Genomic DNA, 14652 nt, shown 5'->3' with positions numbered 1-14652 from the left:
GTTGATCTGCTACAATATCGCCAATTTTTAATATTGATCAATTTGGTCTTTGTGCTGCGGTTCTGCAGTAGGTATTTTTCATGAGCTTTAAAAATGAATTAGCGGCGCAGGTCGCACAGCGACGTACGTTTGCAATTATTTCCCATCCCGATGCTGGTAAAACCACCATGACAGAGAAACTGTTGTTATGGGGTAAGGCGATTCAGGTAGCAGGCATGGTGAAAAGCCGTAAGTCGGACCGAGCAGCCACCTCTGACTGGATGGAAATGGAAAAAGAACGTGGTATTTCGATTACCACTTCAGTGATGCAATTTCCTTATAAAAAGCATGTCATTAACTTGTTGGATACACCGGGACATGAAGACTTCTCGGAAGATACTTATCGAACATTGACGGCGGTTGATTCTGCACTGATGGTCATTGATGGCGCAAAAGGGGTCGAAGACCGAACCATTAAATTGATGGAAGTGTGTCGTATGCGTGACACACCGATTATTTCATTCGTTAACAAAATGGATCGTGAGATTCGTGAGCCACTTGAATTACTGAATGAAATTGAAAATGTCTTGAAAATTCAGTGTGTTCCAATTACTTGGCCTATGGGTACTGGACGTGATTTCGCAGGAGTATATAACCTTCTCGAAGAAAAATTTTATGTGTATAAGGCTGGTTTTGGTTCGACCATTACCGATATTGAAATTCGTGATGGATATGATTATCCAGATCTGCGTGAAAAAGTTGGTGATTTAGCCTTCGCTGCATTTGAAGAGTCGCTTGAACTGGTACAAATGGCGAATGATCCGTTAGATCGTGAGTTATTTTTACAGGGTAAACAAACGCCAGTATTGTTTGGTACAGCCTTGGGTAACTTTGCGGTTGATCATGTTTTAGATGCTTTCCTCACGTGGGCACCAGAACCAAAAGCACATCCGACCAAAGAGCGCACTGTAGCAGCGACTGAAGAAGGCTTTTCAGGTTTTGTCTTTAAAATTCAAGCGAATATGGATCCAAAACATCGTGACCGTATTGCATTCATGCGTATCTGTTCAGGTAAGTATGAGAAAGGTCTAAAAATGAATCATGTTCGTATTGGTAAAGATGTGCGGATTAGTGATGCATTAACCTTTCTTGCAGGTGAGCGAGAGCAGCTCGAAGAAGCATGGCCAGGCGATATTATTGGTTTGCATAACCATGGCACGATTCAGATTGGTGACACGTTTACATCAGGTGAAAATTTACATTTCACTGGTATTCCACACTTTGCTCCTGAAATGTTCCGTCGTGTACGTTTAAAAGATCCTTTAAAATCGAAACAATTGCAGAAAGGTCTGAAAGAGCTTTCAGAAGAAGGTGCAACGCAGGTCTTCATGCCACAAATTAATAATGATTTAATTGTTGGTGCAGTTGGAGTATTGCAATTTGAAGTGGTGGCTTATCGCTTGAAAGAAGAATACAAAGTAGATTGTGTTTATGAGCCCGTTAATGTGAATACCGTACGCTGGGTTTCTTGTGATGATGAAAAGAAATTTAATGAATTTAAGAAAAAAGCCCATGACCAATTGTCTGTAGATGGCGGTGGCCATTTAACTTATTTAGCACCGAGTCGTGTGAATTTACAAATTATTCAAGAGCGCTATCCTGAGATTCATTTCCGTTCAACACGTGAACATTAAGTATTTCTGCTAAAATTTTTTGTAAATATAAAAACAGCTTCCTTGTGAAGCTGTTTTTATATCAAAATAACTTGTTAAAAAATCTATAAGGATTCATGCCCATGCAAAATCAAAAAATCATCATGCTGATACTGTGTATGAGTAGTTTGGGCTTGGTGGCATGTGATTCTAAAAAAGTAGATCAGACTGCTGCATCAGATTCAAGCGCAATAGAAGCGAAAGCCGAAGTGTTACCTTATTTGAATCTTCAGCCAGTCAAAGCTGATTATGCGTTACCTTTTTGTGAAAAGAAAAATTGTATTGAAATTGATATTCAAACCCTTAAAACTCAAGATCCTTGGATGAATCAGTGGATTGCAGCCAATCAGTCCAGCATTATTCAACGTCAAATTGATTTAAAGCAAAATATGACTTTGCAACAAGCCATCAATGCATACGTCAAAAAGTCAGATGCTTGGCAGGATGATTTTAGTCAAAATAAGGCCTATGAATTACATATGCAGACGCGCATGGCTTCGCAGCGTAACCAATATGTATTATTACAAATTTCAGTACATAGTCTACAAGCTGGTGTTTCTGTCAAAGAGCGCCAGTACTTCTTTGTTGGAGATCGTAAACTTAAAAAAAGCTTAAGTATTTTAGATGTGATCCAAGCAGATAAACAGAATCAAATGAATATTTGGGTACAAAAAAAATATCAAGCTTGGTTAGATCAGCAAACACAAGACGTTAAAAGCACAGCACCGAAAAAAATATTTTGGGGGCAAGCTGACTGGTTTTTTGATGGAGAGGGAATTGGTTTACATTATCGTGCCAGTGAAATTGTTCAAGATGGGGCCCAACTGGATATTTATTTCACAAAACAACAAACACAGCAAATCCTTAAGCCTGAAATTTATCAACAGATGTTCTAAGGGTAGATACAAAACTTGATTGAGCATTCGGATTAAACGAGCTAGGCTGCTGATGAGTAATCAATTTTAAATCTCGTATAAGGTTTGTGAGATGTTAATGAATAAACATACTTTGCTATTTGGCGTGTTGGTTTCAGTTTTTGCATTATCTGCATGCCAAAAACAGGATGCCAAGAAACAGCCACAAGAGACTGAACAATCGAGTACGTCTACTGTGCCTGAGGTAACATTAAGCTTACAAGGGGAAACTGAAAAGCTGCGATTCAATTTACCTGAATGTGATGGTAATCGTTGTCCAGAATTTTCAGTGGATCGTTTGCATACCAATCAGTTTGTGGTGGATGAGATTATCGATCAAGCCATCTTAAAGCAGCTTGATCGAATTTTAGATATTGGTCATCCAAGTAAAGTAATTAAAACTAAACAAGATCAAGTACATCAAAAGCATGAGTCTGCCGATCAACAACAAACGAGTGCTGCAATTCAAAATAATGCAATAAAAACACCCGCCGAGCAAATGGCTGAGCAAGTCCAGCCTTATCTGAATGCATTTTTAGCACTAGACCAAGAGTTAAAAAATTTAGGTGCGAGTAATAAAATTAATATTATGGTCAGCCCTAAAATTCTCAATGCAGAAGATCCTTTGGCAACGGTAGTTTTAAATACCAGTAGTTATCTGGGAGGGGCGCATGGTTCATCGTCACAAACTTATTATAATTTTGATTTAAAACATCAAAAACAAGTAACTTTAGATGATATTCTCATGCCAAATCAAAAAGCCAATTTAGAAAAATTAGCATATCAAGCCTTTAAAACTTGGGTCACGGATGCCAAGCTGGCTGAAAATATAGCAGACTATGAGCAAGTGTGGAAATTTACTCTGTCGAATAATTTTTATTTGGGTAATAATGGTCTTATTTTACAGTATTCTGAATATGAAATTGGTCCCTATGTGGTCGGTTTACCACGTCTTGAAATTCCGTATGAGAAGTTGCAAAATATTGTAAAAAAACAATATTTACCAGAAAAATTGCAAGCAGCTGTTGCCACAACACAGGTGAAGGCGCAATCATAATGACTACTTATGCTTTGTTTGATACGCACACACATTTTGATGTTGCTGACTTTGATCAAGATCGTGAGAATCTAGCGTATCAAGCCAAGCATGCTGGGGTAGAGGGTCTGGTTTTAATTGGAGTTGTACAAAAACGTTTCCCCGATTTAATTAATATTCATCATCAATTAAATCAGCTTCCAGATGCACCTCGAAGTTATTTAGCACCGGGTCTACATCCTTTTTATATCGAACAGCATCAAATTGAACACTTAACGGATTTAGCTCGAATTTTAGTAACTGAAGAGTGTGTGGCAATCGGTGAAATAGGTTTAGATACCTTTTTAAAACAGCATAAGCAGCCGGAGTTATACCAAAAACAAAAAGATTTTTTTTCTGAACAAATTGAATTGGCACAACAGTTTGATAAACCTATTCTTCTGCATATTCGTAAGGCACATGCAGATGTACTGTCGATTTTAAAAAGACATCAATTTAAACAAGGTGGTATCGCGCATGCTTTTAGTGGAGGGATAGAGGAAGCCAAGGCTTTTATTAAACTTGGATTTAAATTGGGTGTAACGGGACAAATCACTAATCCAAATGCGAATAAACTGCAGACTGTCGTTCAAGCAATCGGTGCAGAGCACTTGGTTTTGGAAACGGATTGTCCAGATATGCCCCCCTTATGTTGTCAGACTTCGAATGAATATCATACTCGAAATACACCCGCTAACTTAACTTATGTGCTGAATGGATTAGCTCAAAGCTTACACATGTCGAAACCAGATTTAGCTATGCATTTGTGGAAAAACTCACTTCAAGCTTTACATCTTTCTATTCAATAGTCTTACTATTAAAAATAACCAATCAATAACACGCTGCCCATTTTTTTGGCATACATTAGTATAAGCACTGAGCACAGCCGAATAATAATTTCATACTAAGCTGGAGAGTTAACTTATGCTGAAGTACAGTAATATCAATAGTTTTAATGCATTAAAAACACTGAAATTGGCATCCGCTACGTATAAAATTTTTAGTCTAAAAGATGCTCAGAGCCATTTCGGTGATATTTCACAACTTCCTAAATCTCTTAAAGTTCTTTTGGAAAACCTACTGCGTTTTGAAGACCAAAAAACTGTAACGAAAGAGCATATTCAAGCCTTAGTTGATTGGCAAAAAACGAAAACATCAGATCAAGAAATTCAGTACCGTCCTGCTCGTGTTTTGATGCAAGATTTTACTGGTGTACCTGCAGTGGTGGATTTAGCTGCAATGCGTACAGCTGTTGAAAAAGCAGGGATTGACCCTGAGCGTATCAATCCTTTATCCCCAGTAGACCTTGTGATTGATCATTCGGTGATGGTGGATTATTTTGCAACCAATAAAGCTTTTGATGAAAATGTTGAAATTGAAATGCAGAGGAATGGCGAGCGTTATCAATTTCTGCGTTGGGGGCAGTCTGGTTTTAATAATTTTAGGGTAGTTCCACCAGGTACGGGAATTTGTCACCAAGTGAATTTGGAGTATCTTGCTCAAGCAGTATGGTTGGGAGAAAGTGATGGAGAGACCTATGCTTTTCCAGATACGTTAGTGGGGACAGATTCACATACAACCATGATTAATGGTTTAGGTGTACTGGGTTGGGGTGTTGGGGGGATTGAGGCAGAAGCAGCGATGTTGGGGCAGCCTATTTCTATGCTCATTCCGGAAGTAGTGGGCTTTAAATTAACGGGTAAATTGAAGGAAGGGATTACTGCAACAGATTTGGTTTTAACCATTACCCAAATGCTCCGTAAGAAAGGAGTAGTAGGTAAATTTGTAGAGTTTTATGGTGATGGTCTGGCCGATTTACCATTGGCTGACCGTGCCACGATTGCCAATATGGCACCTGAATATGGTGCAACGTGTGGTTTTTTCCCGATTGATGAAGTGACCTTAGGATATATGCGCTTGACGGGGCGTAAGGATGATCGAATTACTTTGGTTGAAGCTTATTGCAAAGAGCAAGGTTTATGGCGAAATATGGGAGATGAACCTATCTTTACCGATACCCTTGGCTTAGATATGAGTAGTGTTGTTGCAAGTGTTGCTGGGCCGAAACGTCCTCAAGATCGGGTTGAATTACCGAATATTCCAGCGACTTTTAACGCATTAATGGAACTTGATTTAAAACCTGCAAAAATTGAACAAGAGCGTTTGATCAATGAAGGTGGTGCAGGTGCAGCAGTCGATGCCCAGCAATCCTCTCTACAAAATGATCATCCCCATTGTGTGATTGATGGTAAGCGTTATCCTTTGGTACATGGGGATGTGGTGATTTCTGCTATTACTTCATGCACCAACACCTCCAATCCGAGCGTTATGCTTGCTGCTGGATTGTTGGCTAAAAAAGCCGTTGAAAAAGGTTTACAGCGCAAGCCATGGGTAAAAAGCTCACTAGCACCCGGTTCTAAAGTGGTGACAGATTATCTTAACGCATCGGGTTTAATGCCGTATTTAGATCAATTAGGATATAACTTAGTAGGTTATGGTTGTACTACGTGTATTGGGAATTCTGGACCATTACCGCAACCGATTGAGGATGCGGTTCAATGCTATGACTTGAATGTTGCCTCGGTACTGTCAGGAAACCGTAATTTTGAAGGGCGTGTTCACCCATTGGTGAAAACCAATTGGTTAGCATCACCACCTCTAGTGATCGCTTTTGGCTTGCTGGGTACGATTCGAAAAGACATCACCACGGAAGCATTGGGCGTAGACCAACAAGGAAATAATGTCTATTTAAAAGATATTTGGCCAACACAATTGGAAATTGATACGGCACTACAAAGTGTAAACACAGAAATGTTTCATAAAGAATATGCGGCTGTATTTGATGGTGATGCAAAGTGGCAAGCCATTCAAATTCCAAAAACTAAAACCTATGTTTGGAATGAAAAATCGACCTATATTCGCCACCCACCATTTTTTGAAGGAATTGATCAACCAGCAAAATCGATTCAAAATATTAAAAGTGCACGCATACTGGCGGTACTCGGCGATTCCGTTACCACAGATCACATTTCACCAGCTGGAAATATTAAAAAAGACAGCCCCGCAGGACATTATTTACAAGCTCAAGGGGTTGATCCGAAAGATTTCAATTCATATGGTTCACGTCGTGGTAATCATGAAGTCATGATGCGTGGTACTTTTGCCAATATTAGGATCAAAAACGAAATGTTAGGTGGTGAAGAGGGCGGAAATACTATTTATATACCGAGCGGTGAAAAACTTTCTATTTATGATGCTTCAATGCAATATCAACAGGCTGGAATACCCTTGGTGATTATTGCGGGTAAAGAATATGGGACTGGTTCATCACGGGATTGGGCCGCGAAAGGAACCAATTTATTGGGCGTAAAAGCCGTGATTACCGAGAGTTTTGAGCGAATCCATCGCTCAAATTTAGTTGGAATGGGCGTACTTCCATTACAATTGATAGAGGGTCAAACGCGTCAGAGTTTAAATTTAACGGGGCATGAAACTTTATCGATTCATGGTTTATCTGATGATTTGCAACCACATCAAATGCTGGATGTGGAGGTAAAACGCGCAGATGGCTCACTATATCGTTTCAAAGTGTTATGTCGTATTGATACTTTGAATGAAGTGGAATATTTTAAAGCAGGTGGCATCTTACATTATGTGTTGCGAAATATGATTGCTTCTGAATAATTTTATGAAAGAATTTAGAGTTCTCCAAGCCCTGCTATATGCAGGGCTTTTTTTATTTGTAATGTCAGGCAAGACGTCATTCAAGAAAAACAGTAAAATAGGTTTAAATAAATTTATTTCGATGTATGCAATGACTGATCTGCTCCAAGATGATGAATATGACCGCCGTTTTGTAGGTGTAGCTAAAATTTATGGAGATGATACTTTTAGTCATTATGAAAAAAGCCATGTCATGGTGATTGGTATTGGCGGTGTTGGCTCATGGGCTGTAGAAGCTCTCGCACGTACAGGGTTAGGTGAACTCACCTTGGTGGATATGGATGCTATTGCTGCCTCTAATATTAATCGTCAACTTCCAGCGATGACGTCAACTTTAGGTCGTGAGAAAATTGAGGTAATGGCTGAGCGCTGTTATTCAATTAATCCGAGGATCAAAATTAATTTAATTGATGATTATTTAACGCCTGAGAATGTGGTTGAAATTTTAGCCAATACGCCCGATATCATTTTAGATTGCATCGATGATGTGAAAGCCAAATTGGCACTCATGTTACATTGTCGTTTTAATAAAATTCCATTGATTGTGTCTGGTGGCGCGGGTGGAAAACTAGATCCCTTAAAGATCCGAGTCGCTGATTTATCTAAAACAGAACAAGATCCGATGTTGGCAAAACTTCGGACTCAGTTACGTGCAAAAGGCATTTGTAAAAAGCCCAAAGAAAAGTTTGGTATTAGTTGTATCTATTCAATTGATAATCCTTTTTCAAGTGAAAATGTATGTGCCAGTGCTGGTCTCCGTTGCGGTGGTTATGGCTCGGCGGTTGTGGTGACATCAAGTTTTGCAATGGTGGCTGTAGCAGAAGTATTAAAAAAGTTAGATATGAAAAAAGCGAAGTCTTAGACTTCGCTTTTTTGGATATTAATCATTGAGCAGAATTGAATTATCTTGAATGTGATTCGATTTATTTCCTGAGATATCGGCTAATTTTTTATCGTAATAATTCAAAAATAAAATAAATAAAACAATGAGCGCAAGCATTCCAATTTTTTGAGCTTTATGCATTAACTGACCTCTTTTATCGCCTCATCAAGTTTTTAAATTCTAGTGAAATTTAATGTTCTAATCTAATATGAAAAACAGAGTTATCTATCTAATTTTGAGATGCATATGCCCACACTTAAGCAATTTAACTATCTGATTAGAATTGTAGAAGAAGGTAGTTTTACTGCAGCTTCTGAAAAATTATTTATTGCACAGTCTGCTTTAAGTCGACAAGTTAAACTGCTTGAAGAGGAAGTAGATTTCCAAATTTTTGATCGAACTGAAAAGCGTGTCAAACTTACATCTGCTGGTGAAGTTTTTTATCGAAAAATTAAAAATAATTTACAGAATATGGCTGAAATTATTGAGTTTTCACAGAATATTGCAAAAGGTGCAGATCAGATTATTAAAATTGCACACTCAAGTAGTATTTTGATGGATTTTACGAAAATTGATGCATTAAAATCGGTAGGTTCAACCTATCACGTTAATTTTGAAATCAATACTTTATCTTCGGAATACCAAGTTATGGCGCTATTAAAGGGGGAAATTGATATTGGCTTTATTCGGCCACCTGTTTTACATACCTTAGATGAGTTGAATGCTGTGACAATTTATGCTCAGCCTTTATATTTAGCATGTCATAAACACCATCCATATTTTAATCAGGTTGAGGCCGTAAAAGTTCTTGATTTAAGGGAAGAAAAATTTATTTCAACGCCACACGCAATGCGTGGTGGCTTAAGTTATTTGGTATCAAACTTATGTTTAACTCAGGGTTTTTTCCCTAGAAAAGCACAGGTTCAATCCAGAAAAATATCGCAATTACAATTAGTTGCTGCAAACTTGGGTATTTGTATCGTGCCTGAAGAATTCCAAAGTATTTTACCTGAACAGGTTCAGTTATTGCCTTTAGAAAATGGACGAGTACTTTCAGAAGTTATGATAGTGTGGAACAAAGAGAAAGAGCAGTTAATTCAGGATTGTGCAGCAGCATTAGCGGACTATTTTTTAAAGCATCAATTTTAATATGAAAAATAAGGCTCCCAATCAGGAGCCTTCATTTCTTATGCTTGATTTTCTTGCAAATAATCTTCAGTACGTTGCATCGTCTCTTTAATATTCTGAATAGCATTTTCAAGGTCAGCAAAAGTTTTTGCATTACCGCCACTTAAAGCCTGACGCCATTTACGAGCACCTGGAAGATTTTGGAAGAGTCCTAAAATATGGCGGGTAATAATTGAAAGCGGTGCGCCTTCTTGTAGACGTTTAGCAATATAAGGCAGCATTTGCTCGATAATTTCAAAGCGATTCGGAGCTTCTAAGCTCCACAATTGCCCAAGTTCAGCCAATAAATACGGATTATGATAGGCCTCACGACCAATCATTACACCGTCAACGTGTTTTAAATGCTCTTGTGTTTCGGCAAAAGTTTTAATTCCACCATTGATTTCAATGATTAAATTTGGACGATCTTGCTTTAAACGGTAAACGTCTTCATAACGCAAAGGTGGCACATCGCGGTTTTCTTTTGGCGATAATCCTTGAAGTAATGCAATACGAGCATGTACGATAAAATTATCACAACCTGTTTTGGCAACAGTGTCGACAAAATGTAGCATCTCTTCATAAGACTGCATATCATCAATACCAACACGGTGTTTGACTGTAACTGGGATCTCAACAGCGTTGCGCATTTCGGCAATACATTCTGCAACCAAGTCGGGCTCCGCCATTAAGCAAGCACCAATCTTATTATTTTGTACTCGATCACTTGGGCAGCCAACATTTAAATTAACTTCATCATAGCCCCAATCCTGAGCCATTTTAGTACAGGTTGCTAAATCTTTCGGATTTGAACCGCCAAGCTGTAACACAATTGGGTGCTCTTCGTGGTTGTAGTCTAAATGACGGTTTGCTCCACCAAATAGGATTGCACCTGTCGTCACCATTTCGGTATATAAAATTGCATTTGGATTAAATAGGCGCGCAAAAAAACGATAATCACGTGTCGTCCAATCCATCATCGGGGCAACCGAGATACGGGGCTGTAAAGCTTGGATTGAAGACATAGACTAGACCTAGAGTATTAAGAGCGCAGAATTATACGTGCTTTATTGAAAAAGCAACAGTAAAGCCTAATAATCATATTATTAATACAGCTTAACAATATGATTGTTATTACAAAAATAAGAATAATCTAGCCAATTGAAGTATTGTGAAATAAATGATATTTACGTATGTTAAATAATCAATAAAAATAATTTGGGGGCATAATGTTTGTTTTAGAAGAAATATTTAAAAGTAAAAAGTGTGAAAATACAGATCAATTTAATTTAAGAATTCATCGTGGTCTCAGTTGGTTTAAAAGAGCTGTGCAATTGGATGATGATTTAGATATGAAATTTATCTGTCTTTGGATTTCATTTAATGCAATCTATGCACAAGAGTTGGTTGTTACGCAAGATAAACCAACCTTTAGGACATTTTTAGAAGCGATTTTTCAGGCAGATGCTGAGCATAGAATTGATTATCTTCTTTGGGAAAAAATGAGTTTACCAATTCGAGTACTTTTAAATCATCCTTATGCTTTCCAAGAATTTTGGGACTACCAAAATAATAAAATTAGTCAATTTTCTTGGAAAAAAGAGTTCGAGCAAGAAAAACAAAAAGTTTATCAAGCGCTGCAAAAAAAGGATTCAGTCGATATTTTATGTATGCTTTTTAGTCGCTTATATACGTTAAAACAGCAAATTTTATCTGGTGGAGTTACATATAAAAGTTCTGTGAATCGCCAGCAATTACAAGACAGTTGTAATATTTTGTCTGCGTTCATTCCTATTTTTATTCGTCTGTTATTAGAGAATGCTCAAACTCTAGATTTAGAAAAACCTTTTTATCCCGTTGTGCAGATGTCTTAGTTTCTAGACTCTATCTTTAAAGGAGAATTTAACTTTTACTGATATATCATTTAATGGATGCAATATTTAGCTAAACTATCAGGGTTAAGAATAAATCAAATTTATGGGCTGAATGGATCTCTTGATCATTCACAAGATAGGCAATGTTTATATTACCTATCTTGTGCTGTTTAACGATAATTTTTATATTTAGCCGTGATCTTTTGTTTATGCTGTTTGTGTTTTTGAATGATAAAGCATATCGAGCAAAGCGAAGAAAGCAGAGCCGATGACTAGGCAAAGTCCCGCGATACAAGTCATGACCCATCCACCATGGTGCCATGCATATATACCGAGTGCCGAACCACATGCACCACCGATGAAATAGATGGTCATATAAATTGAATTAATTCGAGACTTAGCATCAGGACGTAGTCTGAAAATAATATTTTGATTACTACTATGTACCGTGGCTAAACCGAAGTTGATAATGCCATAACCAATCACATAACTGACTAGTGACTGTCCACCGAAATAAAGGAAGCCCCAGCTGATTGCAAGAATCATGATCCCAATCCAAGTCAGTGCTTTAGTGTGTCCACGATCTGCAATTTTACCAATTTTAGTGGTCGATAATGCACCAAAGACACCAATCAGAGTCGCTACCCCTACCAGTACATCGGGTAGGTTAAAGGGTTCAGAGGTGAGTAATACTGCGATGGTAGAAAATAGAATACTCATGGCTGCAAAGGCAAAACCACCGACCAATGCTCGATACAGTAAGCGAGGCTCTTGCTTGAGTAAATGACCCATCGATTGGAAAATTTTGGCATAACTCATTTTCATGATAGGGACATGCGGTAATTTTAATTTGAGTAAAAAAGCGATAATGAGCATTAATACTGCACTAACCGCATAGATTAGCTTCCAATTGAATAAGTTGGATAGCAGTCCTGCTAAGCTAGTGGATAGTAATAGCCCCACAAGAAGACCACTCATCAGGAAGCCAACCACTTCTCCAGTTTTTTCAGGTTTTACTGCCATGGTTGCTAAGGGAATCAAAACTTGTGCTGCTACAGAAAAAAGCCCTGCAATAATGGTTCCAGCCCATAACATAGGCAAATTTACTGCAAAGGCACAGAGTAATAAACCGATTGCAGCAAAGAACATCAGCACTGGAATGAACTTGGTTTTATTTACAATGTCACCCATAGGAACAATAAGTAACAGTCCTAGAGCATAAGACACCTGAGCAAAAGTAACAGTCAAAGCCACTTGTGACTCTGGCACATTAAAGTATTGTTGAATGGAATGTACTAGGGGTTGGCAGTAATAGTTGGCACCAGCACATAAACCGCAGGCAATGGCCATGAGCCATAATAAGGGTTTATTTTGGCTAATATCGAGTGGGGGATTCATAAGACTTCCTAGCTTGTTTGTTACATACAATAAGCAGTAGCTTCAATTTCAATGAGCATACCTTGTATCGCAAGACACGGAACAGGAATAAGTGTACAAGCAGGGAAATCTTGATCTTTCCAAAGCTGTTGCATTTCCTGAATTAAAAACTGATGCTTTTTAGAGCTGTGATCAACCACTAGAACTCTTAACACAGCAATATCTAAAAGAGCGGCATCGACCGCTTCCAAAGCATTTTTTAAATTTAAAAAAGCTTGTTGTGTCTGTTCAGAGAAATCTAGAGATAGTTGTCCTCGTTGGTTTTCACCACCTTGTCCTGAAATGTGAAGTACACGTAGAAAGTGTTTAACTTCAGCGATGTGACTATACGCAAAAGGTCGTGGATTATAAAGTGTCTTTGGGTTAACGAGTTGAAAGGATCGCATTGGAAAACCAATTTTTGAATTCATAAGTTTTTCCATATCTAGTTTGATAATTTTGTTAGTATCAAAGCTAAAGTTAACTTGAGGTCAAGCTTAAATTGATAGAAAAAATAGATGATCAAAAACAGTTAAATCAATGGCTCAGCATTGGTGAGTTGGCTGAACGAAGTGATGTCAGTGTGCCTGCTTTAAGGTTTTATGAAGCCAAAGAACTCATTTGGAGTACTCGAACTGCAGGAAATCAGCGTCGCTATCAACGAGCTATGCTGAGGCGAGTCGCGATTATTAAAGTTGCTCAACAAGTGGGAATAAGTTTACAACAGGTCAAGGATGCATTTTCTGTGTTACCGAAACATGAGGTTGCGAGTAAACAGGATTGGAAGAAGATGTCACAAACTTGGCAAGCACAGCTAGATCAAAATATTGTGAGTTTATTGCAAATTAGGCAGCAATTAGATAAATGTATAGGCTGTGGATGTTTGTCATTGAAACAGTGCCCCCTACGTAATCCAGAAGATCAATTTGCACAGGAGTCAGCAGGGGCTCATTTTCAAGATGTACTCAGTACTTTATTAAACCAGAATGTTTCATCTGCTGAAATTTTAGAGGATGAGTTGTGAATCTTGTATTGATCCCGACTGACCAATCCAAAAAGGACGATTATGAGTCCCATGACCAAACCAATTACATTGATAAAGTGGTATGGCTAATGGATTAAAATGCTCACTGAAAATTTCGGTAATACTGTGCGGTACATTTTTTTGTGGGCATTGATAGAAATCTCCAAGCACTACCGCTTTAAGCTGAGTTGTATCAATGCTTTGTAAAAGTTGGACTAATGAGCGTTCTAGACGATAGTAGGGTTCACCGACATCTTCCAATAATAAAATGCTGGGTTGCTTCACTTTAAGAGCATTTGCTGTGCCTTGTAAGCTGCATAGAACAGTTAAATTTCCGCCTAAAAGCTGTAGCTTGTTAAGTTTTGAATCTTGTTGAGCGAAGGTATTTAATGCAGATAAAGCATAATGGCTGTTTTTATTTGATTCAGTAGTTGTTTGCGCTGTCGAAAGTAAGCGAATGACCTTTAATGCATCATAAGAAAGTGGTTCGTTATTTAAATTTTTGACTGCAATTTCCTGAAATACAGGGCCGTGTAAGGCTTGGCCTCCTTGCATTGCAATATAATTCAGTAAAACAGTACTGTCAGAATAACCAATAATAGGTTTTTTTAAAATCCAATCACTTAAATACGGTACTAATTCAGCGGCACCTGTACCACCACGACCACACCAAATGGCATCTACAGTAGGGTCTAAACAAGCATTTTTTAAATCTAGAATACGTTGCTCTACAGTGCCAGCTAAATAACGATATTGCGCAAAAACATGTTCAGATAAACTGACTTGGTGTCCTAGGTTTTCAAGTAGATTCTGTGCCAATTGTATTTTTTCAATATCGACGCAAGCACTGGGGGAAACAACTCTGAAATGCATATTTAATCCTGA

14 protein-coding genes are annotated in these 14652 nt (G+C 38.1%); 9 read left to right on the top strand and 5 right to left on the bottom strand.

Annotated features, from left to right (window positions below):
* Positions 1–80: 80 nt before the first annotated feature.
* The 6 genes from B9T27_RS05680 to B9T27_RS05655 all read left to right on the top strand — a co-directional run bounded on the left by B9T27_RS05680 (position 81) and on the right by B9T27_RS05655 (position 8265).
* On the top strand, positions 81–1673 hold the full coding sequence (locus tag B9T27_RS05680) for a peptide chain release factor 3 (protein WP_086205864.1): 1593 nt from the start codon (positions 81–83) through the stop codon (positions 1671–1673).
* Positions 1674–1774: 101 nt separating this feature from the next.
* Entirely contained in the window at positions 1775–2587 is an 813-nt protein-coding gene (locus tag B9T27_RS05675; RefSeq protein ID WP_086205863.1) for a hypothetical protein, read from the top strand.
* A 91-nt stretch (positions 2588–2678) separates the two neighbouring features.
* Positions 2679–3662, top strand: coding sequence for an RsiV family protein (locus tag B9T27_RS05670; protein WP_086205862.1), 984 nt, complete (start codon positions 2679–2681; stop codon positions 3660–3662).
* Positions 3662–4489: a TatD family hydrolase gene (locus tag B9T27_RS05665; protein ID WP_086205861.1), complete on the top strand. Its 828-nt coding sequence runs from the start codon at positions 3662–3664 to the stop codon at positions 4487–4489. Before B9T27_RS05670 ends, B9T27_RS05665 begins: the two co-directional genes overlap by 1 nt.
* A 115-nt stretch (positions 4490–4604) precedes the next feature.
* Positions 4605–7364, top strand: coding sequence for an aconitate hydratase AcnA (gene acnA, locus B9T27_RS05660; protein ID WP_086205860.1), 2760 nt, complete (start codon positions 4605–4607; stop codon positions 7362–7364).
* A gap of 130 nt (positions 7365–7494) precedes the next feature.
* A complete protein-coding gene (locus tag B9T27_RS05655; protein WP_086205956.1) occupies positions 7495–8265 on the top strand; it encodes a ThiF family adenylyltransferase in 771 nt (256 codons plus the stop codon).
* 18 nt (positions 8266–8283) lie between these two features.
* On the opposite strand, the gene B9T27_RS14855 is transcribed toward B9T27_RS05655, so the two are convergent.
* The gene (locus B9T27_RS14855) at positions 8284–8427 is read right to left on the bottom strand and encodes a hypothetical protein (protein WP_171263328.1); all 144 of its coding nucleotides are present in this window, start codon (positions 8425–8427) and stop codon (positions 8284–8286) included.
* Positions 8428–8532: 105 nt separating this feature from the next.
* On the opposite strand from B9T27_RS14855, the gene B9T27_RS05650 reads away from it, so the two are divergent.
* The gene (locus B9T27_RS05650; protein ID WP_086205859.1) at positions 8533–9435 is read left to right on the top strand and encodes a LysR family transcriptional regulator; all 903 of its coding nucleotides are present in this window, start codon (positions 8533–8535) and stop codon (positions 9433–9435) included.
* 38 nt (positions 9436–9473) lie between these two features.
* Here B9T27_RS05650 and dusA read toward each other — a convergent pair whose 3' ends face one another.
* The gene (dusA, locus tag B9T27_RS05645) at positions 9474–10478 is read right to left on the bottom strand and encodes a tRNA dihydrouridine(20/20a) synthase DusA (protein ID WP_086205858.1); all 1005 of its coding nucleotides are present in this window, start codon (positions 10476–10478) and stop codon (positions 9474–9476) included.
* 204 nt (positions 10479–10682) lie between these two features.
* Here dusA and B9T27_RS05640 point away from each other — a divergent pair, with 204 nt between their 5' ends.
* Positions 10683–11327 carry a HEPN domain-containing protein gene (locus tag B9T27_RS05640; protein WP_086205857.1) on the top strand — a complete coding sequence of 215 codons (645 nt, stop codon included), beginning with the start codon at positions 10683–10685 and terminating at the stop codon, positions 11325–11327.
* A gap of 207 nt (positions 11328–11534) precedes the next feature.
* Here B9T27_RS05640 and B9T27_RS05635 read toward each other — a convergent pair whose 3' ends face one another.
* Complete coding sequence (locus B9T27_RS05635) at positions 11535–12725, bottom strand: MFS transporter (protein ID WP_086205856.1); 1191 nt, start codon at positions 12723–12725, stop codon at positions 11535–11537.
* A 20-nt stretch (positions 12726–12745) separates the two neighbouring features.
* The gene (locus B9T27_RS05630; protein ID WP_086205855.1) at positions 12746–13174 is read right to left on the bottom strand and encodes a RidA family protein; all 429 of its coding nucleotides are present in this window, start codon (positions 13172–13174) and stop codon (positions 12746–12748) included.
* 71 nt (positions 13175–13245) lie between these two features.
* Here B9T27_RS05630 and soxR point away from each other — a divergent pair, with 71 nt between their 5' ends.
* Complete coding sequence (gene soxR, locus B9T27_RS05625; RefSeq protein WP_086205854.1) at positions 13246–13767, top strand: redox-sensitive transcriptional activator SoxR; 522 nt, start codon at positions 13246–13248, stop codon at positions 13765–13767.
* Here the strand turns inward: soxR and B9T27_RS05620 are convergent.
* Complete coding sequence (locus tag B9T27_RS05620) at positions 13750–14640, bottom strand: LD-carboxypeptidase (RefSeq protein ID WP_086205853.1); 891 nt, start codon at positions 14638–14640, stop codon at positions 13750–13752. The two genes, soxR and B9T27_RS05620, sit on opposite strands and share 18 nt — an antisense overlap.
* Between the last annotated feature and the right edge of the window lie 12 nt (positions 14641–14652).

Origin of the sequence: Acinetobacter sp. ANC 4648 (genome assembly GCF_002135345.1) — a bacterium.
Lineage (GTDB): Bacteria > Pseudomonadota > Gammaproteobacteria > Pseudomonadales > Moraxellaceae > Acinetobacter.
The sequence above is the reverse complement of the archived record's forward strand: the minus strand, read 5'-3'. Positions and strand labels throughout refer to the sequence as shown.